This is a genomic window from Pseudomonas sp. FP2294 (assembly GCF_030687625.1).
GTDB lineage: Bacteria > Pseudomonadota > Gammaproteobacteria > Pseudomonadales > Pseudomonadaceae > Aquipseudomonas > Aquipseudomonas shahriarae.
Genome location: NZ_CP117441.1, coordinates 4,946,240 through 4,966,207, shown reverse-complemented (window position 1 = coordinate 4,966,207; position 19,968 = coordinate 4,946,240). Strand labels below are relative to the sequence as shown.

At 60.6% G+C, this 19,968-nt stretch carries 19 protein-coding genes, 5 tRNA genes and 1 pseudogene; 17 read left to right on the top strand and 8 right to left on the bottom strand.

Annotated elements, in window-relative coordinates; translation table 11 throughout:
• The first annotated feature begins 14 nt into the window (after positions 1-14).
• From clpB to PSH73_RS22275, 5 genes are all read left to right on the top strand, one after another.
• A complete protein-coding gene (clpB, locus tag PSH73_RS22295; RefSeq protein WP_057441075.1) occupies positions 15-2,579 on the top strand; it encodes an ATP-dependent chaperone ClpB in 2,565 nt (854 codons plus the stop codon).
• A 300-nt stretch (positions 2,580-2,879) separates the two neighbouring features.
• Positions 2,880-2,955: transfer RNA gene (locus PSH73_RS22290), tRNA-Asn, on the top strand.
• A 9-nt stretch (positions 2,956-2,964) separates the two neighbouring features.
• Positions 2,965-3,041: transfer RNA gene (locus tag PSH73_RS22285), tRNA-Pro, on the top strand.
• A gap of 5 nt (positions 3,042-3,046) precedes the next feature.
• Positions 3,047-3,122, top strand: a tRNA-Lys gene (locus PSH73_RS22280).
• Positions 3,123-3,218: 96 nt separating this feature from the next.
• Positions 3,219-3,295, top strand: a tRNA-Pro gene (locus tag PSH73_RS22275).
• Positions 3,296-3,536: 241 nt separating this feature from the next.
• Here PSH73_RS22275 and PSH73_RS22270 read toward each other — a convergent pair.
• From PSH73_RS22270 to PSH73_RS22260, 3 genes are read right to left on the bottom strand one after another with little or no spacing between them, the layout of a single operon-like run.
• Positions 3,537-4,835 carry an NAD(P)/FAD-dependent oxidoreductase gene (locus PSH73_RS22270; RefSeq protein WP_057441073.1) on the bottom strand — a complete coding sequence of 433 codons (1,299 nt, stop codon included), beginning with the start codon at positions 4,833-4,835 and terminating at the stop codon, positions 3,537-3,539.
• Between the two features lie 60 nt (positions 4,836-4,895).
• A complete protein-coding gene (locus tag PSH73_RS22265; RefSeq protein ID WP_057441071.1) occupies positions 4,896-5,069 on the bottom strand; it encodes a DUF3094 family protein in 174 nt (57 codons plus the stop codon).
• 39 nt (positions 5,070-5,108) lie between these two features.
• Positions 5,109-5,738, bottom strand: coding sequence for a DUF1780 domain-containing protein (locus tag PSH73_RS22260; RefSeq protein ID WP_057441069.1), 630 nt, complete (start codon positions 5,736-5,738; stop codon positions 5,109-5,111).
• Positions 5,739-5,840: 102 nt separating this feature from the next.
• Between PSH73_RS22260 and PSH73_RS22255 the strand changes: the two genes are divergently transcribed.
• From PSH73_RS22255 to PSH73_RS22245, 3 genes are all read left to right on the top strand, one after another.
• Complete coding sequence (locus tag PSH73_RS22255) at positions 5,841-6,308, top strand: FAD/FMN-containing dehydrogenase (RefSeq protein WP_120734168.1); 468 nt, start codon at positions 5,841-5,843, stop codon at positions 6,306-6,308.
• The gene (locus PSH73_RS22250; protein ID WP_057441064.1) at positions 6,305-6,994 is read left to right on the top strand and encodes an energy-coupling factor ABC transporter permease; all 690 of its coding nucleotides are present in this window, start codon (positions 6,305-6,307) and stop codon (positions 6,992-6,994) included. The genes PSH73_RS22255 and PSH73_RS22250 overlap by 4 nt, the downstream gene beginning before the upstream one ends.
• Positions 6,995-7,057: 63 nt before the next feature.
• Complete coding sequence (locus tag PSH73_RS22245) at positions 7,058-7,273, top strand: hypothetical protein (RefSeq protein ID WP_057441062.1); 216 nt, start codon at positions 7,058-7,060, stop codon at positions 7,271-7,273.
• On the opposite strand, the gene yacG is transcribed toward PSH73_RS22245, so the two are convergent.
• From yacG to PSH73_RS22225, 4 genes are read right to left on the bottom strand one after another with little or no spacing between them, the layout of a single operon-like run.
• Positions 7,270-7,473: a DNA gyrase inhibitor YacG gene (yacG, locus tag PSH73_RS22240; protein WP_032861907.1), complete on the bottom strand. Its 204-nt coding sequence runs from the start codon at positions 7,471-7,473 to the stop codon at positions 7,270-7,272. The two genes, PSH73_RS22245 and yacG, sit on opposite strands and share 4 nt — an antisense overlap.
• A complete protein-coding gene (coaE, locus tag PSH73_RS22235; RefSeq protein ID WP_198817574.1) occupies positions 7,470-8,093 on the bottom strand; it encodes a dephospho-CoA kinase in 624 nt (207 codons plus the stop codon). Before coaE ends, yacG begins: the two co-directional genes overlap by 4 nt.
• Entirely contained in the window at positions 8,090-8,962 is an 873-nt protein-coding gene (locus PSH73_RS22230; RefSeq protein WP_198817572.1) for an A24 family peptidase, read from the bottom strand. The genes coaE and PSH73_RS22230 overlap by 4 nt, the downstream gene beginning before the upstream one ends.
• A gap of 2 nt (positions 8,963-8,964) precedes the next feature.
• A complete protein-coding gene (locus PSH73_RS22225; RefSeq protein WP_057958403.1) occupies positions 8,965-10,191 on the bottom strand; it encodes a type II secretion system F family protein in 1,227 nt (408 codons plus the stop codon).
• Positions 10,192-10,393: 202 nt separating this feature from the next.
• On the opposite strand from PSH73_RS22225, the gene PSH73_RS22220 reads away from it, so the two are divergent.
• The 4 genes from PSH73_RS22220 to PSH73_RS22205 all read left to right on the top strand — a co-directional run bounded on the left by PSH73_RS22220 (position 10,394) and on the right by PSH73_RS22205 (position 12,845).
• On the top strand, positions 10,394-10,804 hold the full coding sequence (locus tag PSH73_RS22220) for a pilin (protein WP_057958404.1): 411 nt from the start codon (positions 10,394-10,396) through the stop codon (positions 10,802-10,804).
• A gap of 78 nt (positions 10,805-10,882) precedes the next feature.
• Positions 10,883-12,289 (top strand): O-antigen ligase, encoded by a 1,407-nt coding sequence (locus PSH73_RS22215; protein WP_198799651.1) that lies wholly within the window; start codon positions 10,883-10,885, stop codon positions 12,287-12,289.
• A gap of 39 nt (positions 12,290-12,328) precedes the next feature.
• Positions 12,329-12,401 (top strand) — tRNA-Thr (locus tag PSH73_RS22210).
• 138 nt (positions 12,402-12,539) lie between these two features.
• Entirely contained in the window at positions 12,540-12,845 is a 306-nt protein-coding gene (locus PSH73_RS22205; protein WP_057444407.1) for a DUF6388 family protein, read from the top strand.
• A gap of 66 nt (positions 12,846-12,911) precedes the next feature.
• On the opposite strand, the gene nadC is transcribed toward PSH73_RS22205, so the two are convergent.
• Positions 12,912-13,760: a carboxylating nicotinate-nucleotide diphosphorylase gene (gene nadC, locus PSH73_RS22200; RefSeq protein ID WP_057958406.1), complete on the bottom strand. Its 849-nt coding sequence runs from the start codon at positions 13,758-13,760 to the stop codon at positions 12,912-12,914.
• 268 nt (positions 13,761-14,028) lie between these two features.
• Here nadC and PSH73_RS22195 point away from each other — a divergent pair, with 268 nt between their 5' ends.
• The 5 genes and pseudogenes from PSH73_RS22195 (at position 14,029) to PSH73_RS27135 (ending at position 19,947) form a co-directional block, all read left to right on the top strand.
• Positions 14,029-16,188, top strand: a complete 2,160-nt coding sequence (locus PSH73_RS22195; RefSeq protein WP_186625301.1) for a DUF1631 domain-containing protein — start codon at positions 14,029-14,031, stop codon at positions 16,186-16,188.
• A 62-nt stretch (positions 16,189-16,250) separates the two neighbouring features.
• Positions 16,251-16,814, top strand: a complete 564-nt coding sequence (gene ampD / locus PSH73_RS22190; RefSeq protein ID WP_057441053.1) for a 1,6-anhydro-N-acetylmuramyl-L-alanine amidase AmpD — start codon at positions 16,251-16,253, stop codon at positions 16,812-16,814.
• Positions 16,811-17,647, top strand: a complete 837-nt coding sequence (ampE, locus tag PSH73_RS22185) for a regulatory signaling modulator protein AmpE (RefSeq protein ID WP_057441051.1) — start codon at positions 16,811-16,813, stop codon at positions 17,645-17,647. Before ampD ends, ampE begins: the two co-directional genes overlap by 4 nt.
• 302 nt (positions 17,648-17,949) lie before the next feature.
• A pseudogene (locus PSH73_RS27140) lies at positions 17,950-19,041 on the top strand (methyl-accepting chemotaxis protein); the annotation flags it as partial.
• Positions 19,018-19,947, top strand: a complete 930-nt coding sequence (locus PSH73_RS27135; RefSeq protein WP_370693753.1) for a methyl-accepting chemotaxis protein — start codon at positions 19,018-19,020, stop codon at positions 19,945-19,947. The pseudogene PSH73_RS27140 and the gene PSH73_RS27135, both read left to right, overlap by 24 nt.
• The last annotated feature ends 21 nt before the right edge of the window (positions 19,948-19,968 follow it).

Sequence of the window (19,968 nt, the reverse complement as noted above, 5' to 3'; positions counted from 1 at the left end):
AAGGAAGGTGACTAATGCGTATTGATCGTTTAACCAGCAAATTACAATTGGCGTTATCGGATTCCCAATCCCTGGCCGTTGGCCTCGACCATCCGGCCATCGAGCCCGCGCACTTGATGCAGGCACTCCTCGAACAGCAGGGTGGTTCTATCAAGCCCCTGTTGATGCAGGTGGGCTTCGATGTCAACAGCCTGCGCAAGGAGTTGAGCAAAGAGCTCGACCAACTGCCGAAAATCCAGAATCCGACGGGTGACGTGAATATGTCCCAGGATCTGGCGCGCCTGCTTAACCAGGCCGATCGCCTGGCCCAGCAGAAAGGCGACCAGTTCATCTCCAGCGAACTGGTGCTGCTCGCCGCCATGGATGAAAACAGCAAGCTCGGCAAGTTGTTGCTGGGCCAGGGCGTGAGCAAAAAGGCCCTGGAAAATGCCATCAACAACCTGCGCGGCGGCGACGCGGTGAATGACCCCAATCATGAGGAGTCGCGCCAGGCCCTGGACAAGTACACCGTCGACCTGACCAAGCGCGCCGAAGACGGCAAGCTGGACCCGGTAATCGGGCGTGACGACGAGATTCGTCGCACCATCCAGGTCCTGCAGCGCCGCACCAAGAACAACCCGGTGTTGATCGGTGAGCCTGGGGTGGGTAAAACCGCCATCGCCGAGGGCCTGGCCCAGCGCATCATTAATGGTGAAGTGCCGGACGGCCTCAAGGGCAAGCGCTTGCTGTCCCTGGACATGGGGGCCTTGATTGCCGGTGCCAAGTTCCGTGGTGAGTTTGAAGAGCGCCTGAAATCCCTGCTTAATGAGCTGTCGAAGCAGGAAGGGCAGATCATTCTGTTTATCGACGAACTGCACACCATGGTCGGCGCGGGTAAAGGCGAAGGCTCGATGGACGCGGGCAACATGCTAAAGCCTGCACTGGCTCGGGGTGAGTTGCATTGCGTGGGGGCTACCACGCTCAACGAGTATCGCCAGTACATTGAAAAGGACGCGGCCCTTGAACGTCGTTTCCAGAAAGTCCTGGTGGAAGAACCGAGCGAAGAAGACACCATCGCGATCCTGCGTGGCCTGAAAGAGCGTTATGAGGTCCACCACCGCGTGGCAATCACTGATGGCGCGATCATTGCGGCGGCCAAATTGAGCCATCGCTATATCACTGATCGTCAGTTGCCGGACAAGGCCATCGACTTGATCGACGAAGCGGCCAGCCGGATTCGCATGGAGATCGACTCCAAGCCTGAAGTACTGGATCGCCTGGAGCGTCGCCTGATTCAACTGAAAGTCGAATCCCAGGCGCTGAAAAAAGAAGACGATGACGCGGCGAAGAAACGCCTGGAAAAACTCCAGGAGGAAATCGGCCGTCTGGAGCGTGAGTATTCGGACCTGGAAGAAATCTGGACCTCGGAAAAAGCCGAAGTACAGGGTTCCGCACAGATCCAGCAGAAGATCGAGCAGTCGCGCCAGGAACTGGAAGCTGCCCGCCGTAAAGGCGACCTGAACCGCATGGCCGAGTTGCAGTACGGGGTGATCCCGGACCTGGAACGCAGCCTGCAAATGGTCGACCAGCATGGCCACAGCGAAAACCAGTTGCTGCGCAGCAAGGTGACCGAGGAAGAAATTGCCGAGGTTGTGTCCAAGTGGACCGGCATTCCTGTGTCGAAAATGCTGGAAGGCGAGCGTGACAAACTGTTGCGTATGGAAAGCCTGTTGCACCAACGCGTGATTGGCCAGGAAGAGGCCGTGGTGGCAGTGTCCAACGCGGTGCGGCGTTCCCGCGCCGGCTTGTCCGACCCGAACCGTCCGAGCGGCTCGTTCATGTTCCTCGGCCCGACCGGTGTGGGTAAGACCGAGCTGTGCAAAGCCCTGGCCGAGTTCCTCTTTGATACAGAAGAGGCGATGGTGCGCATTGATATGTCCGAGTTCATGGAGAAACATTCCGTGGCTCGTTTGATCGGGGCGCCACCAGGCTATGTGGGCTACGAGGAAGGCGGCTACCTGACCGAAGCGGTACGGCGCAAGCCTTACTCGGTAATCCTCCTGGATGAGGTCGAGAAGGCCCACCCGGATGTGTTCAACGTGTTGCTGCAGGTGTTGGAAGATGGCCGGCTGACGGACAGTCACGGACGTACCGTGGACTTCCGTAATACGGTGATCGTGATGACCTCCAACCTGGGCTCGGTACAGATCCAGGAGATGGTCGGTGATCGTGAAGGCCAGCGTGCTGCGGTAATGGATGCGCTGACCAGTCACTTCCGCCCGGAATTTATCAACCGGGTTGATGAGGTAGTGATCTTCGAGCCTTTGGCGCGGGATCAGATCGCCGGTATCACCGAGATCCAACTGGGCCGCCTGCGCAGCCGTCTGGCGGAGCGCGAGCTGATGCTGGAGCTGAGCAGCGAGGCCTTGGACAAGTTGATCGCTGTCGGCTACGACCCGGTGTATGGCGCGCGGCCGTTGAAGCGTGCGATTCAGCGCTGGATCGAGAACCCGTTGGCCCAACTGATCCTGTCGGGCAGCTTTATCCCGGGGACCAGCGTCAAGGCCACCGTGGAAAACGACGAAATCGTCTTCCACTAAGCCCGAATTGGGTGGTTATGAGCAGAGGCCCCGCATTGCGGGGCCTTTTTTTTCGATAGGGCGTTGAACTGTAAGGCAAAGGCTTGTAAAGTGCGCCCCGCAGCAACGTCAGCCCACGGGTTTCTTCTCCCCAAGGAGAAATCAGAAAGAAGCGCAAATCATTGTCTTAAAAGCAATTTAAAGGGTTGACAGGGGCTTTTAAGATTGTAGAATAGCGCGCCTCAGAGACACGAACGTAGCGATACGGACAAGTCGAAGAGAAGGTAACAAGAAGCACCGTAGTACTTTGAAATATGTAGTTCCGTGATAGCTCAGTCGGTAGAGCAAATGACTGTTAATCATTGGGTCCCAGGTTCGAGTCCTGGTCACGGAGCCAATTTCAAACCGGGGTATAGCGCAGTCCGGTAGCGCGCCTGCTTTGGGAGCAGGATGTCAGGAGTTCGAATCCCCTTACCCCGACCATATTTGGGTCGTTAGCTCAGTTGGTAGAGCAGTTGGCTTTTAACCAATTGGTCGTAGGTTCGAATCCCACACGACCCACCATTTTTGAGACCAGTTAACGCTGGAATCGAATCTTAAGATCAGAGGCCAAAAGCCCTGATCGAAGAAGGCGACTTGAAAAGGTCGCCTTTTTTTTACCGGGGTATAGCGCAGTCCGGTAGCGCGCCTGCTTTGGGAGCAGGATGTCAGGAGTTCGAATCCCCTTACCCCGACCATATTAAAAATCCTCGTATCGAAAGATACGGGGATTTTTTTTGCCTGCGCAAAACCTGAAGGTGCATGGTGATCAAAGGTGGGAGCTGTCTCGCCCTGCGAGGCTGCGATGGCGGCGTCACTGCCATGTCGCCTGGCACACCGCTATCGCAGCCTCGCAGGGCGAGACAGCTCCCACAGGGGAGGGCAGGGCGCGCATGCTTATAAAATCGCCTCGCTTGCGCCCCGTCCGGAACCGTATTGTCAGTGAAGTTTGAGCCGCGGCTCGGTGCCCCGTCCGATTTTGCTGCCCAGCATCAACATCATCGTGCGGAAGAACCCGTACAACGCCATCTGGTGCATGCGGTACAGCGACACATAGAACATCCGCGCCAGCCAGCCTTCGAGCATCACACTGCCGGTCAGGTTGCCCATCAAGTTACCCACAGCCGAAAAACGCGACAGCGAGATCAGGGAGCCGTAATCGGTGTACTTGTAGCTGGGCAGCGCCTTGCCGTCGATGCGCAACTTCAGCGATTTAGCCAGCAGCGACGCCTGCTGGTGCGCTGCTTGCGCCCGTGGCGGAACGTTGCGGTCGGTGCCCGGTTGCGGGCAGGCCGCGCAGTCACCGAAGGCGAAGATATTCTCGTCACGGGTAGTCTGCAGGGTTGGCAGCACCTGCAGCTGGTTGATGCGATTGGTCTCCAGGCCGTCGATGTCCTTGAGGAAACCTGGCGCGCGAATCCCCGCCGCCCAGACCTTGAGGCTGGCAGGGATCACCTGGCCACTGCTGGTAATCAGGCTGTCGGCGGTGACTTCACTCACAGCCGAGTTAGTCATCACCGTCACCCCGAGCTTTTCCAGGGTTTTATGCACAGGCCCGCTGATTCGCTCTGGCAGGGCCGGCAATACCCGGGGCCCGGCTTCGATCAGGGTGATGTACATGTTTTCCGGCTTGATCCGGTCCAGGCCATAGGCCGCCAGTTCGTGGGCCGCATTGTGCAGCTCGGCGGCCAGTTCGACGCCGGTGGCGCCAGCGCCAACGATTGCCACGCTGATCTGTTCCACCACATCGGTTTGCCCGGCATGGGCGCGCAGGTAGTGGTTGAGCAATTGCTGGTGGAAACGTTCGGCCTGCTTGCGGGTATCGAGGAACAGGCAGTGCTGCGCCGCGCCTTCGGTACCGAAGTCATTGGTGGTGCTGCCGACGGCAATCACCAGGGTGTCGTAACCCAGCACGCGCGCAGGCACCAGTTCCCGGCCTTCTTCATCGAGGGTCGCGGCCAGCTGGATTTTCTTCTGTTCACGATCGAGCCCGCTCATGCGCCCCAGCTGGAACTCGAAGTGGTTCCATTTTGCCTGGGCAACATAATTGAGTTCGTCTTCAGAGGAGTTCAGCGAGCCGGCGGCCACCTCGTGCAGCAGGGGCTTCCAGATATGGGTCAGGTTGGTATCCACCAGCGTGACACTGGCGGTACCGCGCTTGCCCAGAGTCTTACCCAGGCGGGTAGCCAACTCCAGGCCGCCGGCGCCGCCGCCGACGATAATAATACGATGGGTCATGGGGGTATCTCGCAAGGCTAAAAGAAATCGGTGCAGTTACCCGAGCGAGCGCCAGGCAGCTCATAGCGTCAGGTAACTCAAAAGGCGGCTCAGGACGCCCAGGCCAATCACCACAACCAGTACCACCCCAAGGAGCAGCCACGGCCGGAAAGGCTTGCGCTCAACCTGGTGCTGGGACAGTTGCAGGTACTCTTCGACATGTTGTTGGTCGTCAGGGTTCAGGCGGCTGGTCATAAAGGCCTCGTCAGGGAGACGTTGCAAAAGGGCATCACGTTACAGGCTGATACCCACATCGAACACTATGCTGCGCCCCAGGTTGTTGCGCAAGAAATCCGGTGCGTCGGGATGGGCGAACAGCACCCGCGCAAAGGTCGGGCCGACCAACGACAGCGAGCGCCAGCCCTGGCGCAGGTATTCGGTGGGCGGCGGGAAATGGCTGTTGAGGTCCAGCACTTCGCGCTTGAGGCTGGCGAAGGCGATGATATCCAGCTCTCCCAGGTCCATGCCGCGTTCTTTGTAGTTATGGGCTTTCTTGCGCAGGGTCGGGGCCAGGCGCAGCAGGAATTCATGAGCGGGAATGCGCCTGGGCTTGGCCTCGCGCCGCACCAGTTGGCTCAGGGAAAAAGCGCTGCGCCGACGCACCAGTTCGTCGCGCCACTCGTCATTCAGGCGCCGGCCTTCATCGAGGACAAAAAACACTTCGAAGCTGGCATCGCGAAACAGTACGTCCGGCGGCTCCTGACCGGCGGCATGAAACTCTTCGGCGCGGTACGGCACATTCAGGCCTTGCAGCAGGCGCTGGCAGACCCAACGCTCACGCTCCCATTTGCGGGCATTGGACAGGAACGCGTTGGCTTGTTCGGCCGCTATGGTGAGCAGGCGCAAATAATCTGAGTCATCCATGCTTGCAGCTTAGCGTTCAAATGATGACTGCAGGAAGTCCCGTGTGAAAAGGCTCGGTGTAGACTGGCGGTTCTGTCGACGGTTTTGCACAAGGAGTTCGCGGTGAAGTTTTTGCTTACGGTGTTGCTCAGCCTTTTGCCCCTGTGGGCTCAGGCGGTTGAACTCGGGGAGCGGCTGGCGCCGTGGACCCTGCTCGATCAATTCGACCAGGCCTATACCCTGGATAACCAGGCGCAGGTCTTGCTGGTGGCGCGCAGCATGGATGCCGCCAAGTTGGTGGATGCGGCCTTGCAGGGCCAGCCCAAGGGGTATCTGGAGGCGCGCCATGTGGTGTTTGTCGCCGATATCCAGCGTATGCCGAGGCTGATCGCCAAGCTCTTTGCCGTCCCGGCGATGCAAGCCTACAACTACCGGGTGATGCTTGACCGTGATGCGCGGATCGCTCCGCGTTATCCGGCGCCTGTGGATAAAGTGCTGTGGTTGCAACTCGAAGACGGCAAGCTGGTTGCGCGCCATGAATACGCGACTGCCGCCGAGCTGCACCAGGTCCTGGAGCAGGTGCAGCCGTGATCAGTGCCGCCGTGCTGGCGCCGCAAACCCTGTGGCTGGGCTGGCTGCTGTATGCGCCGGTAATTGTCTGGGCGATCCTGCGCTCGTCCTGGGTCGAACTGTTCGCCGACCGGCGCCGCCAGCACCTGTTGTTTGGCACGGTGTTCGCGCTGTTCATGCTGTGGCTGGTGCGTCGGGACTTCGATACCGGGGTGTCCTACCACTTTATCGGCATGACCGCCGTGACCCTGCTGCTCGACTGGCCCTTGGCGATTGTCGGTGGGCTGGCGGCACAATTGGGCCTGGTGCTGCTCGGGCGCCAGGACTTGGCGGCGGTCGGGGTCAATGGTGCGCTGCTGGTCCTGCTGCCGGTGTTGGTGACAGAGACGTGCGCGCTGCTGGTGGAGCGGGCACAGCCGCGCAATCCTTTTGTGTATATCTTTTGTTCGGGTTTTTTTGCCGCTGCTCTGTCGGCGTTGTTGTGCCTATTGGCGGGCCTGGGCCTGCTGTGGCTGGACGGCCGCTTCGCCATGCCCGAGTGGATCGAGGATTTTATCGGTTACCTGTGGCTGATCATCTTTCCCGAAGCCTTTATCAACGGCACCGTGATCAGTGCGCTGGTGGTGTTTTGCCCGGAGTGGCTTGAGACGTTCAACCGCACGCGCTACCTCTCGGCGCCCTGGAAAGATGACAATTCACGCCCTTGATCCAAATCAAGGGCGCCACGCAAAAGTGGTCGCATGCTCTGCGAAACTTCCAGGAGCACGATCATGAGTGTGTACGAGTGGGCACGGCAGGAGTTGCGCAGAAGCCAGGACGCAGCACAGGAAATCGGTTTTGACCCGGGTCTGAGCCTGCGCGCCTTGCTCAGCGCGGTGGTGCAGCAGAGCAAAGGCGTGCGCAGTGCCGAAGACTTGGCCGACGAGTTGCAATTTCTCGCGGAAAACCTCGACGACCAGCAGGATTACGGCTTTATGCGGCCTTAGTGGGCGCGCGGTGGCAGGTCTTCGGAGAACAATTCGTCTTCGGCGTCCGGGCTGACCGGAATCTTGTGTTCTTCCGCAGCCCAGGCGCCCAGGTCGATCAGTTTGCAGCGATCCGAGCAGAATGGCCGGTTGAGGTTGGTCGCTTTCCATTCCACGGGGGCGCCGCAGGTTGGGCATTCGACGGTCAAGGGTTGGCTCATGTTCGGCCTCCACGCAAAGTAAGGTAAAAGTGGTGCAGTCGCTCGACCTCGGCCTTTAGCCAGGTCAGGTCCTGATCATTGACCAGTACATCGTCGGCTTGGCGCAAACGGTCTTCCCGTGAGGCCTGGGCCTTGAGAATCGCCTGCACCTGTTCTTCGCTGATGCCATCGCGCAGCAGGGTACGCTGAATCTGCGTTGCTTGCGGCACATCGATCACCAGGATGCGCTGGGTCATGGTGTGCTGGCCCGACTCGATCAACAACGGCGACACCAGGATCGCATAGGGTGAGCGGGCGCGGGCCAGATGGCTACGGATCTCGTCGGCAATCAACGGATGCAGCAGGGCCTCAAGCCACAGGCGTTCTTGCGGCGCCTCGAAAATGCGCTTGCGCAAGGCCGCGCGATCCAGTTGGCCATCGGGCAGCAGGATCTCGCCGCCGAAGTGCTCGGCAATCCTCGCCAGCGCCGGGCGGCCGGGTTCCACCACCCAGCGCGAGGCATGGTCGGCGTCGATAAGGTCCACGCCAAGGTCGATAAAGTGCTGGGCCGCAGCGCTTTTACCGCTGCCGATGCCGCCCGTCAGGCCAAGGATCCAGGGTGTTGCGACAGAAGTGGTCATCTGAAACCGACAGACTGCAAATAGAAGTCGGTTATTTGACCACCCCAGAGCAATGCAATCCAGCCGGCAATCGCCAGATAGGGACCAAAAGGCAAGGGCACTGACGTCTGCGCGTTGCGTATGCGCAAGACAATCACCCCTGCGATCGCACCCACCAGCGATGCCAGCAACAGCGTCAGCGGCAGGATCTGCCAACCGCCCCAGGCACCGAGCAGGGCCAGCAGCTTGAAGTCGCCATAGCCCATGCCGTCCTTGCCGGTGCACAACTTGAACAGCCAGAACACCGACCACAGGCTCAGGTAACCGGCAACCGCGCCCAGCAGGGCATCGGGCAAGGTCGTGTACAACTCGAAATAATTGAGGATCAACCCCAGCCACAGCAGTGGCAGCACCAGCACATCCGGCAGCAGTTGGTGATCGGCGTCGATCAGGCTCATGGCCAGCAAGCCCCAGCTCAAGAACAGCACGCCAGCGGCTGGCCAGCCGAAGCCGTAATGCCAGGCAATAAATGCCGAAAGCAGCCCGCACGCCAGTTCGGTCAGCGGGTAGCGTGGGCTGATGGAACCGTGGCACTGCGCGCAGCGCCCCCGCAGCAGCAAGTAGCTGAGCACCGGGATGTTTTGCCACGGGCGAATCGGCTGTGAGCAGTGCGGGCAGCAGGAGTTGGGGTGCAACAGGTTATAGGTCGGGCCGCCGGGTTCCGGGGGCAGGCCGAGTATTTCATGGGCCTGGGCGCGCCAGTCGCGCTCGAGCATTTTTGGCAGGCGCCAGACCAGCACGTTGAGGAAGCTGCCGACGATCAGCCCCAGCACCAGTGAAGCCCAGACGAACAGCCAGGGATGGAGGATCAGGAGGAGGTCCAGGGTCATGTTCAAAACGCCGTGCCAAGCTGGAAGATCGGCAGGTACATGGCGATCACCAGCGCCCCGACAATGCTGCCGAGCACCACCATGATCAGCGGTTCCATCAGGCTGGTCAGGTTGTCCACCAGGTTGTCGACGTCCGTTTCATAATGGTCGGCGACCTTCTCCAGCATGCTGTCCAGTGCGCCCGATTCTTCGCCGATGGCTGTCATCTGGATCGCCATGCCAGGGAACAGGCCGCTGGCGGTCATGGTTCGATTCAATTGCATTCCTATTGCTACGTCCTGGCGCATACGCGTGACTGCTTGTTTGAAGCGTTCGTTGCCGGCGGCTCCCGCCACTGAATCCAACGCCTGTGCCAGCGGTACGCCGGCGGCAAAGGTAGTGGCGAGGGTGCGAGCGTAGCGGGCGACAGCGGTTTTTTTCAGCAGTGTGCCTGCCAATGGCACTTTCAACAAACCGGCGTCCAGCCACAGGCGAAAACCACTGTGTCGACGATAGCTGCGACGTATGCCCCAAGTAGTCGCCGCCACGGCCAGCAACAGCATCCACCACGCGCTTTGCATGAATTCGGACAGCACAATAACCAGCAGGGTAAAGCGCGGCAGCGGCGTGTCGATGCCGGCGAACAGGCTTTCGAACTGGGGCACGACGTGGATCAGCAAGATACTGCTGACCAGGGTGGCCACGAGCAGGACCACCAGTGGATAGGTCATGGCTTTCTTGATCCGGGCCTTGAGGCGTTGGCTTTTTTCCAGGTGGGTGGCGACCCGCTCCAGCAGGGTTTCCAGGGTGCCGGCCTGTTCGCCGGCCGCGATCAGGCTGCAATACAGGGCGTTGAAGCACTGCGGTTGTTTCAATAACGCGCCGGTCAGGCTGTTGCCGGCGGCAATCTCCTGCTTCAATCCCTGGACCATTGTGCGCATGGCCCGGTTTTCAAAGCCTTCGCCGATCATGTCGAAGGCTTGCAGCAGGGGGATTCCCGCCTTCAGCAGGGTCGCCAGTTGGCGGGTGAACAGCGCAACATCGGCTGGGGTGATGGGGTTGCGCAGGCCAGACAGGAGGCTGGAGCGCATCTGGACCCGAACCGGATTGATCCCTTGTCGGCGCAATTGGGCCTTGATCACGGCCGGGCTATGCCCTCGGGTTTCGCCGGACACCTTGCGGCCATTGCGCAGGGTGCCTTCCCAGGCGTAGGTGGCGGTGGGGGCCGGGTTTACGGTGACATCATTCATGGGGTGCTACGGCTCATCGACAGGTGACGATTTACAGCTTAGTCAGGGCTGTGTGTCCGTCAGGCGATTGGGCAAGGGAAAAATGTCAGATTGTGCGTCTTGTGAGGGCCTGGCCCGGCGCGGATGAGTACACTGGCGCGGTTGTTGAGGGCAGGGCGCAGGAGGTGCCTTGCGATGGGTTTTATTCTGGAGAGTGAATGTGATGCGTCAGAACGGCTTTACTTTGATCGAGTTGTTGATCGTCGTGGCGATCATCGGCATCTTGGCCACGATTGGCCTGCCCATGTATACCAAGCACCAGGCCAAGGCCAAGTTCACTGCGGGGTTGGCGGAAGTCTCGGCGTTGAAGGCGGGCTTCGAAGACACCTTCAACCAGGGCACGGCACCCACGCTGACGCTGATCGGCGGCACCAGCCCGACCGCCAATTGCGTGATCAGCGTGGCGGGCGATGTGGCTGCGGGGACGGGTTCGATTGCCTGTGAGATCCTCGATGCGCCTGCGCCTGTCCAGGGCAAGCTCATTACCCTGGCGCGCAGTGCCAGTGACGGTTGGAAGTGCACCACCAACGCTGACGAGCAGTACGTTGCAAAGGGTTGCACGGCTGGCAACTGAGCCCGGGCCACCTAAATCAGTGATGGGGGCCTGGCGTGACGGGCTCCCAGGCACTTCACTGGGTAGTAAGGGGTGCCCATGACGTTATCCGTGCAACAGCGAGGAAGCGTGTTTTTGGTGATGGCGCTGAGCCTTTTGCTGCTGGGCATCACCCTGTCCTTCAGTGGTCATGACTGGCAGCGTGTGCTGCAGGTCGGCGTGGCTGTGTGTGCGTTGCTCTATGGCCTGGCGACTCCCGCCGGGCGCCTGGTCGACAGACCCACCGCTATCGGCCTGGGGCTGGTGTTCGGCCTGGGCCTGATCTCTTCGTTGTTGGCCCACCAGCCTCTCTGGGCGCTGACCGAGTGGGCGCTGATGATCACCTGCGGGGTGATTGCCGCAGCTTTTGCCCGCTTGCGACGCAATGGCGATCAAACCCTGGATCAGGTGCTGATCCTGTTTGTGTTGCTGCTGTGCCTGATCAAGAGCCTGCAATATGGGTACGCGGGCGTCCTGGCGTTTACCAGTGGCGAACCGACACTGGACACCGACCTGCTGCTTTCCGGGTTCTCCAACAAGCGTTTCTACGGCCAGTTCCAGACGTTTACCTTGCCCTTGCTGGCGTTGCCGCTGCTGCTCACGGGCACCTCGCGGTTGGCGCGTGGGCTGGTGTTCGCCCTGTTGTGTGCATGGTGGTTGATTGCAATCAGTGGCGGCACCCGTGGCACCTGGCTGGGCTTCGGCGTTGCGGCACTGGTCCTGGCTTTTCTGGGGGCGGCGGGGCGTCGCTGGTTGACCTGGCAGCTGGCTGCGCTGTGTGGCGGGCTGGTTTTATACGGGTTGTTGTTCACGGTGTTGGCGCCTTACCTGGGGCTGGAAATTGCCAGTCTTTCCAATGACCGCCTTACCACCAGCCTTTCGGGTCGTGAAGTGATCTGGTGGCAAGCCTGGGACATGATCCGCGAACGGCCGTGGCTCGGTTTCGGGCCGATGCACTTTGCCGATATCCCCAACCCGATTGCCGCCCATCCGCACCAGGCAATCCTGCAGTGGGCCAGTGAGTGGGGCGTGCCCTCGGCCCTGTGCGTCGCGTTGCTGGCGCTGCGCGGCGGCTGGGCCACACTGAGGGTCATTCATCGGCAAGGGCCGTCAGGGGCACCGCAAGACCTGCTGCGCCTGTGTCTATTCGCCGCGCTGCTGGGCGCGACGGTGCAGGCGATGGTCGACGGGATTATCGTGATGCCCTATTCGCAACTGTGGTTGGCGCTGGTGGTGGGTTGGTTGATGGCATTGCATCCGTGGCGCACGCCGGTTGTCGAGCCGATGCCGCTGTTGCGCGGGGCCTGGCAGGTGTCGGCTGTGCTGTCGGTGGCGTTGCTGGTATTTGTCGTGTACCGCGACCTGCCAGGCGCCACCGAGCGCAGCCAGCACTATATCGACATTGCCAAAAGCCATCTGCAGCCGCGCTTCTGGGTCCAGGGAGTCATTGCGCCGCACATTCGGTAAGTTGCCGGGCGCCCATTGCAGTGCTAGCTTTAGCCCACCGCCCGTGTAGCTCAGTTGGTAGAGCAGCGCACTCGTAACGCGAAGGTCGCAGGTTCGATTCCTGTCTCGGGCAAATAAGGCACCACAGTTTTCAGATGATCCCAGAATGGTTCTGAAGGCCAGACGAACCGGTATTCGTGCCCGTTCTTTTGTATCTGCGCAACCTTGATGACCCAGATGCATCCCCATTCCTTCGATCTAAGAGAACGACATGACCACGACAGAAATGACCCAGGAAGTGCGGCACGCAGAAGCCCTCAAGAAATACCTCGAGGAGTCGGCGCAGCTTAAGGAAGAGATTAAGGACCTGAGCGCTGATGATCAGCGTGACCAGATCCAGTGGGCATTCGAGGACGAGGCCGAGAGCCAGGGCTTCCAGCCTTGGGAACTGACCCTCAAGTACACCTGCACAGCGGAAGAATTCGAAGCTGCGCGCCTGGCCCTGCACAAAGAGGCGGCCGAGGTGCTGGGTGTCGAGTGGGAAGAGTATTGCGAGATGAACAATCTGGTGGTTTAGAAGCCACGGCAGGTTTCAAGCTGCAAGTGTCGCCACGCGCCCTTGCAGCTTGAAGTTTGCAGCGACTCAGATACTGAGCCGCATCGACAGATCCACCGCCTTCACATCCTTGGTCATCGCGCCGATAGAGATGTAGTCCACGCCGGTCTCGGCAATGGGCAGCAAAGTGCTTTCGTTGATCCCGCCACTGGCTTCCAGCTTGGCCTTGCCGCCGTTCAGGCGCACGGCTTCGCGCATGTCGTCCAGGCTCAACTCATCCAGCATGATGATGTCGGCACCTGCCGCCAGGGCCTCGCGTAACTCTTCCAGGCTTTCCACTTCGACTTCCACCGGCTTGCCCGGGGCGATCTTGTGGGCGGCAGTAATGGCCTGTGCAATCCCCCCGCAGGCGGCGATATGGTTTTCCTTGATCAGGAACGCGTCATACAGACCGATGCGGTGATTGTGGCAACCGCCGCAGGTCACCGCGTACTTTTGCGCCAGGCGCAGCCCCGGCAGGGTCTTGCGGGTGTCCAGCAGCTTGACCTGGGTGGTGGCGACAAAGTCTGCCAGGTACTGCGCGCGGGTGGCCACGCCTGACAACAGTTGCAGGAAATTCAGTGCACTGCGTTCGCCGGTCAGCAATGAGCGGGCAGGCCCTTCGAGGTGGAACAGCGCCTGGTTGGGGCTGACGCGTTCACCGTCGCGTACCTGCCAATGCACGGCAACCCGTGGGTCCAACTGGCGGAACACGGCATCGACCCAGGCGGTGCCACTGATAACCGCAGCATCACGGGTGATGATCGTGGCCTTGGCCAGGCGTTCGGCCGGGATCAGTTGCGCGGTGATATCGCCGCTGCCGATATCTTCCAGCAGTGCGCGGCGCACGTTGGCTTCGATTTCGGCGGTGAGGTCGGCGAGGCGTAGATTCGGCATAGCGGGCTCCACATACAAAGTGCCTCGATTATAGGGGCATGGCAGCGCCGAACCCAAGGTATGCCGGCATAACCTGGCTGATTACAAAGCCCGTACAGAGTTTGCTGGCGCTACAGGGTCTATTTGCAAGATAATCTCGCGCCTTGCAATTGGCGTCATAGCTTTGACGTCTCGGTGATCTACAAATAATCGTGGTAGCCACCGGTATTCCATCGGTGGTTGTGGCGATCGTTCACAAAACCGAACCCCGTCGCTCCAGGAGGCCAGCATGCACAATGACGCAAAGGTGGTGCCGATCAACAGGATCGCCGCACAAGCGATGCCGTCGCCGCTCGCCCGCCTGCCTGTGATTGTGCTGCAGGTGCGTGACAAGGCCACGCAGCAACTCGACCGGGGGCTGCAGGAGTTGTTCGATAACGCCGACGACACTCTGTTCGAGATGGCCGACAAAGCCCGCAGCAGCGCCGACCACAATATTTTTTTTGAAGCCATGCGCGACCTGCGCCTCAAGCGCAAGAACTTCGAGCGCATGTTCATGGAACAGCTCTTCGACGCATTTGCCAACCTGGGGCAGGCCGGGCAAGGCGAGTTGCTGTTGCCGACGGTCTCCTACGAAGCAGCGCCCGGCGCGTGCGCCGATGACCTGGAAAAAGCCGTGGCCCTGGAGGCCATGCTCGACAAGGTCATGCACCGTGACGGCCTGGCCCTGGGGCAACTGACCGCCCGCCTCGGTGCGCTGCTGGGCAAGCACCTCGACGATCGGGAAAACCCCCTGGGCCCGGCGATGCTCTGCGAGTACTTCCTGCGGGCCGGGCGCAGCCTGGGGGTGGAGATCCGGGTCAAGCTGATCATTTTGAAACTGTTTGAAAAATACGTGCTCAGCGATGCCGACCTGCTGTACGGCGAGGCCAATCAGTTACTGGTGGCCACGGGTGTGCTGCCCGAGCTCAAGGCCGTACCCTCACGACGTCCCGGCGAACGTGCCAGCCGGGTCCGCCCGCCGGCGGAGGTAGCTCCGACTGCCGACGCCCAGGCCGATGAGGGTGAGCAACAAGTGTTCGCGGCCCTGCAGGAACTGTTGCTGACAGTGCGCGGCAGCGTCGCCCCGACCTTGGAGGCCAGCGCCCAGGCCCAGCCTATTTCCACCCGCGACCTGCTGCGTCTGCTCTCCCACTTACAGCAATATGTGCCAGACCCTGCGGTCGAGGACGATTTTGACCTGCGCCGCCAGTTGGAAGAACTGCTGACCCGGGTCAGCGTCAAGAGTGGCAAGTCGCGGGTGGTGGAGGATGCCGACGAGGACGTGATCAACCTGATCGCCATGTTGTTCGAGTTCATTCTCGACGACCGTACCTTGCCCGACTCCCTCAAGGCGTTGATTGCGCGCCTGCAGATTCCCATGTTGAAAGTGGCCGTGCTGGACAAGAGTTTTTTCAGCCGTGGCAGCCACCCGGCGCGGCGCCTGCTCAATGAAATCGGCACGGCCGCCTTGGGCTGGGGCAAGCGTGATGACTATCAGCGTGACAGTCTTTATGTGCGCATCGAGCAGGTGGTGCAGCGCCTGTTGAACGACTTTGTCGATGACCCGGCGATTTTCGCCGTACTTCTGCAGGAGTTCACCGCGTTTACCCAGGACGAGCGCCGCCGCAGTGAGCTGCTCGAACAGCGTACCCGCGACGCCGAAGAAGGGCGCGCCCGCACCGAACAGGCCCGGCAGCGGGTCGCCGATGCGGTGAATCAACGGTTGCGGGGCAAGGTCTTGCCGCACTTCGTGGTGCAGTTCCTGCAACAGGCCTGGAGCCAGGTGTTGTTGCTCGAATGCCTCAAGCACGAGCAACCCTCGCCGCAGTGGCAGGCGCGGCTGCGGGTCATGGACGAATTGATCTGGAGTGTCGGCCTGAGTGAAGACACCGAAGCCGGCCGCCGCCTGCTGGAACAATTGCCCGCGTTGCTCAAGGCCCTGCGTGAGGGGCTGAGCGAGGCGGCGTTTGATTCCTTTGTGACCCGTGAGTTTTTTATCCAGTTGCAGGCCCTGCATACCCAGGCGTTCCAGGGGGCGGCGCTTCCCAATGTGACGCTGATTGAAGTGCGCGAAAACTCAGGCGCTGCGCCGCCGGTGGAGGCGGTCAGGCTGGCAGAGGACGATCCCGATCTGCTCAAGGTCCGGCAATTGCGCATCGGCAGTTGGGTCGAGTTCCGTGAAGATGAGGAAAACACCCTGCGCTGCAAGCTGACGGCGATCATTGCCCCGGCCAACAGCTATATATTTGTCAATCGCACTGGCCTCAAGGTCCTGGAAAAAACCTGCACGGAGCTGGCCCTGGAGTTCAAGCGTGGCGGGGTCCGCACCCTGGATGATGCACTGCTGTTCGACCGCGCGCTGGCGTCGGTGATTGGCAGCTTGCGCCAACTCAATCGCGCCAAGTGATCGCAACCACCCTGCGTATCACGGCATACTGAGCGCTCCCAAGTCGTGCGCAAGGAACCTGTATGCAGTTGGACCCCACCAGCGGTTGGTGCCAGGGCATTGCCCATTGCCCGTCGCCCAACTTCAATGAACGCCCAGGCGGCGAGATTTCCCTGTTGGTGGTGCACAACATCAGTTTGCCGCCGGCCCAGTTCGCCACGGGCAAAGTGCAGGCGTTTTTCCAGAATCGTCTGGATGTCACGGAACATCCCTACTTTGCAGGCATCGCTGACCTACGGGTATCCGCGCATTTTCTGATTGAGCGTGATGGTACGGTGACGCAATTTGTCTCCTGCCGGGACCGTGCCTGGCATGCTGGCGTCTCCTGTTTCGAGGGGCGCGAGACCTGCAATGACTTTTCCCTGGGGATCGAGCTTGAAGGGACCGACGACCAACCCTTTACCGACGCCCAGTACCATTCCCTGATCGAACTGAGTCGCCAATTGCTGGCCGCCTACCCGGGCATCACGCACCAGCGCATTTGCGGTCATAGTGACATCGCCCCAGGACGCAAGACCGATCCTGGACCGGCTTTTGATTGGGCGCGTTTTCGCGGCGCCTTGCAGGATGGAGGACATGCACAATGAGTTTCCTGGTGTTGGTGCTGGCAGTGTGGATCGAGAAGTTCTCGGCCTTGCGTCAGCGGGTACAGCGTGATGGCCGTTGGCTGCGCCAACTGGCCCGGCTTGAGTCGAGCGCGCGGCTGGGCAAACAACCCTGGCTGATCCTGGCGCTGCTGGTGTTGCTGCCGGTGGCATTGCTGGGGCTGTTACTGCTGGTCCTGGAGCCGCTGGCCTATGGTTTGCTGGCGCTGCCGGTGCACCTGTTGGTGGTGATCTACAGCCTGGGCCGCGGCGATTTGCTGGGCCAGTTGGGGCCGTTTCGCGATGCCTGGCGCCGGGGTGACTTGCAAGCCGCTGAACACGTTGCCGAACGTGACCTGGGCATTGGCGCCGACAGCGGCGAGCAACTGCTGGAGCGGGTCCAGGGCCATTTGCTGTGGCAGGCCTATCAGAGTTTTTTTGCGGTGATTTTCTGGTACTTCCTCCTCGGCCCGGTGGTGGCCCTGGCCTACCGCCTGTTGGCCCTGGCCAGTGAACACGGGCAGAACCCGCTGGTGGTCGAGCGCGCCGGACAATTGCGCCATGCGTTCGACTGGTTGCCGGTGCGGTTGCTGGCGGCGAGCTTTGCCTTGGTCGGCAATTTTGTCGCGGTCAGCCGGGTAATGCTGCATGAACTGTTGAACTGGGATATCAGTGCGGCGCAGTTGGTGGAAAAGGTTGGCCTGGTGGCCGGCGAAATTCCTGCGCCGGTGGTCGGTGCCGAAGGGATCAACAGCCTGGATCGGTTGTGGGAACTGCTGCTGCGCGCGGCCGTGTTGTGGTACGCCGGGTTTGCGATCTGGACCGTCCTGCCCTGAAAAACACCTCTTGTGGGAGCGGGCTTGTGTGGGAGCGGGCTTGCCCGCGATGCGGTGTAGCAGTCAAAAAATCTGGTACTGACACACCGCTCCCACAAAGAGCCCGTAGTGGCTTCAAAAATCGGTCGGCCGCCAGGCCCCGCCGATCGCGTTAACCTTAAGTTACAAAACTTCCCGCCGATTTAAGCTATACAGACAGCGCGCCCAATAGTGGCTTTCTGCCGCTGCCCTGCGCCTTCAATAAAAATAAAAGAAAAGGGAGTTCATCTGTGAAGAGCTTGCTCTATCCCGCCATCGCGCTGATGAATCGCCTGAGCTTCGGCATGAAGTTCAGCCTGATCAGTGTGTTGTTTTTCCTGCCCATGCTGGTGACCAACTATTACCTGGTCCGCGATTCCTGGCGTGAGTTCCAGGGCACGCAGGTTGAGTTGCAGAGCCTGGACCTGTTGGGCAGCAGCCTGATCCTGCGGCGCGACCTGGAAACCCTGAACAATCAGGTGCAGATCAACGCCACCCTTGGGCAGGCGGGCAAGGCGGGGGATATCGAAAGTCAAATCAGCGCTTTGGAGCAGCGCGTACTGGAACGTCTGCAAGGTTTCCAGGCGATGACGACCGATCCCGAGCAGGTCGCGGTGTTCGAGGGCAAGCGCGATGAGATGATTGCGGCCTTCAAGGCCCAGCAAAGCGAGTCTTCACTGCTGAGCAAAAGTGCCTTGATCGGCAAGTTGCTGAACAAGGCGCAGATGTTCAGCCAGATCATTGCCAGCCAGTCGGGGTTGAGTCGTGATGTCCAGGGCGACGTGCGCCAACTCAGCGAACTGATTACCAGCGTCACTCCGCAAGTCACCCAGACCCTGGGCGAAGGCCGGGCCATGGGCGCATATTCCCTGGGCCAGGGTTTTCTCAACTCATCGTCCAGCACGCGTTTTGACGAACTGCTGCAGCAACTGGAAAAACTCCAGGCGGAATACGGTTTGAAAGTGCAGGACGCCCTGGGCTCCAGCAAGGCCGCCCATGGTTCACTGGATGCCTTGGCCCAAGCCAGCCAGGCCAGCCTCAAGCAGGGCAGCGAGCTGTTTGAAGAGCAGGTGGTGATGGCCGAAACCCTGGAGGCGCCGTGGCAGACCTTCTATGACGAAGTGACGGCCTTGATGGCCAAGACCTATCAACTGGACGACGCGACCCTGTCCTTCCTCGACCAGCAACTGCAGCAGCGCCTGGCCCAGAACCGTACGCACATGGTGCTGCTGGTCACAGCGCTGGCGGCGGTGTTCTTGTTGATTTTCTATCTGTACGGCGGCTTCTACGCCTCGACCCGCACCACCCTGCGCCACCTGGGGGCAATGATGGATAAGGTCGCTGCCGGGGACATGACTGTCAGCTTCAAGTCCCAGAGTCGCGATGAGCTGGGTGAATTGGGCGAAGTGTTCAATGGCACCGTGGCGAAAATCCACGACCTGATCGAGCGGGTAGGGCAGACCGTCCAGGAGGTCGAGCATCAGGCCGGGCAGGTGGAGTCGGTGTCGGCGCGCAGCAATCAGGCGGTGTCGGGCCAGCGCAGCCAGATCGAGCAGGTGGCGACGGCCATGAACCAGATGTCGGCGACTGCACATGAAGTGGCGCGCAGTGCCGCGGCGGCTGTCAGCAGTGCCCATAGCGTCAACGATGAAACCCTTAACGGGCGTGGCCTGGTGCAATCCCAGCAGGGCAGCATCGCGCTACTGGCATCGGAGATCGACCAGTCAGTGCTGGTGATCAACCAACTGGCCATCGACAGTCAATCCATCAGCAGCGTGCTGGAAGTGATCAAGAGCATCGCCGAACAAACCAACCTGCTGGCCCTGAACGCGGCCATCGAGGCGGCGCGGGCGGGGGAGCAGGGGCGTGGGTTTGCCGTGGTGGCCGATGAGGTGCGCACCCTGGCCCGGCGCACCCAGCACTCCACCGAAGAAATCGAGCAGATGATCGCCAAGTTGCACCAAGGCGTCGGCGCGGCCGTGAAGGCCATGGGCAGCAGCCATAAAATGGCCAGCGGCACGGTCGGGCAGTCGGAACAGGTCCAGTTGGCCCTGGAAAATATCCTCGGTGCGGTGGGCATGATCGTCGATCAGAACCAGCAAATCGCGGCGGCGGTGGAGCAGCAGACGGCGGTGGCCCACGACATCGACCAGAATATCGTCGAGATCAATCGGGCTGGCGAGCACGCGGCCCAGGGCGCGCACCAGACCGAAGAGGCCAGCCGGCAATTGTCCTTGCAGGTGATTGAGTTGAAAAAGCTGATCGGTGCCTTCCGCGTGTAAGACTTGGTTGTAGGCTTTATC

Bases quoted from the DNA above. Each gene is read 5' to 3' on its own strand.
- clpB (WP_057441075.1), top strand. From the start codon at position 15: ATGCGTATTGATCGTTTAACCAGCAAATTACAATTGGCGTTATCGGAT.
- PSH73_RS22270 (WP_057441073.1), bottom strand. From the start codon at position 4,835: ATGACCCATCGTATTATTATCGTCGGCGGCGGCGCCGGCGGCCTGGAG.
- PSH73_RS22265 (WP_057441071.1), bottom strand. From the start codon at position 5,069: ATGACCAGCCGCCTGAACCCTGACGACCAACAACATGTCGAAGAGTAC.
- PSH73_RS22260 (WP_057441069.1), bottom strand. From the start codon at position 5,738: ATGGATGACTCAGATTATTTGCGCCTGCTCACCATAGCGGCCGAACAA.
- PSH73_RS22245 (WP_057441062.1), top strand. From the start codon at position 7,058: ATGAGTGTGTACGAGTGGGCACGGCAGGAGTTGCGCAGAAGCCAGGAC.
- yacG (WP_032861907.1), bottom strand. From the start codon at position 7,473: ATGAGCCAACCCTTGACCGTCGAATGCCCAACCTGCGGCGCCCCCGTG.
- coaE (WP_198817574.1), bottom strand. From the start codon at position 8,093: ATGACCACTTCTGTCGCAACACCCTGGATCCTTGGCCTGACGGGCGGC.
- PSH73_RS22230 (WP_198817572.1), bottom strand. From the start codon at position 8,962: ATGACCCTGGACCTCCTCCTGATCCTCCATCCCTGGCTGTTCGTCTGG.
- PSH73_RS22225 (WP_057958403.1), bottom strand. From the start codon at position 10,191: ATGAATGATGTCACCGTAAACCCGGCCCCCACCGCCACCTACGCCTGG.
- PSH73_RS22220 (WP_057958404.1), top strand. From the start codon at position 10,394: ATGCGTCAGAACGGCTTTACTTTGATCGAGTTGTTGATCGTCGTGGCG.
- PSH73_RS22215 (WP_198799651.1), top strand. From the start codon at position 10,883: ATGACGTTATCCGTGCAACAGCGAGGAAGCGTGTTTTTGGTGATGGCG.
- PSH73_RS22205 (WP_057444407.1), top strand. From the start codon at position 12,540: ATGACCACGACAGAAATGACCCAGGAAGTGCGGCACGCAGAAGCCCTC.
- nadC (WP_057958406.1), bottom strand. From the start codon at position 13,760: ATGCCGAATCTACGCCTCGCCGACCTCACCGCCGAAATCGAAGCCAAC.
- PSH73_RS22195 (WP_186625301.1), top strand. From the start codon at position 14,029: ATGCACAATGACGCAAAGGTGGTGCCGATCAACAGGATCGCCGCACAA.
- ampD (WP_057441053.1), top strand. From the start codon at position 16,251: ATGCAGTTGGACCCCACCAGCGGTTGGTGCCAGGGCATTGCCCATTGC.
- ampE (WP_057441051.1), top strand. From the start codon at position 16,811: ATGAGTTTCCTGGTGTTGGTGCTGGCAGTGTGGATCGAGAAGTTCTCG.
- PSH73_RS27135 (WP_370693753.1), top strand. From the start codon at position 19,018: ATGACTGTCAGCTTCAAGTCCCAGAGTCGCGATGAGCTGGGTGAATTG.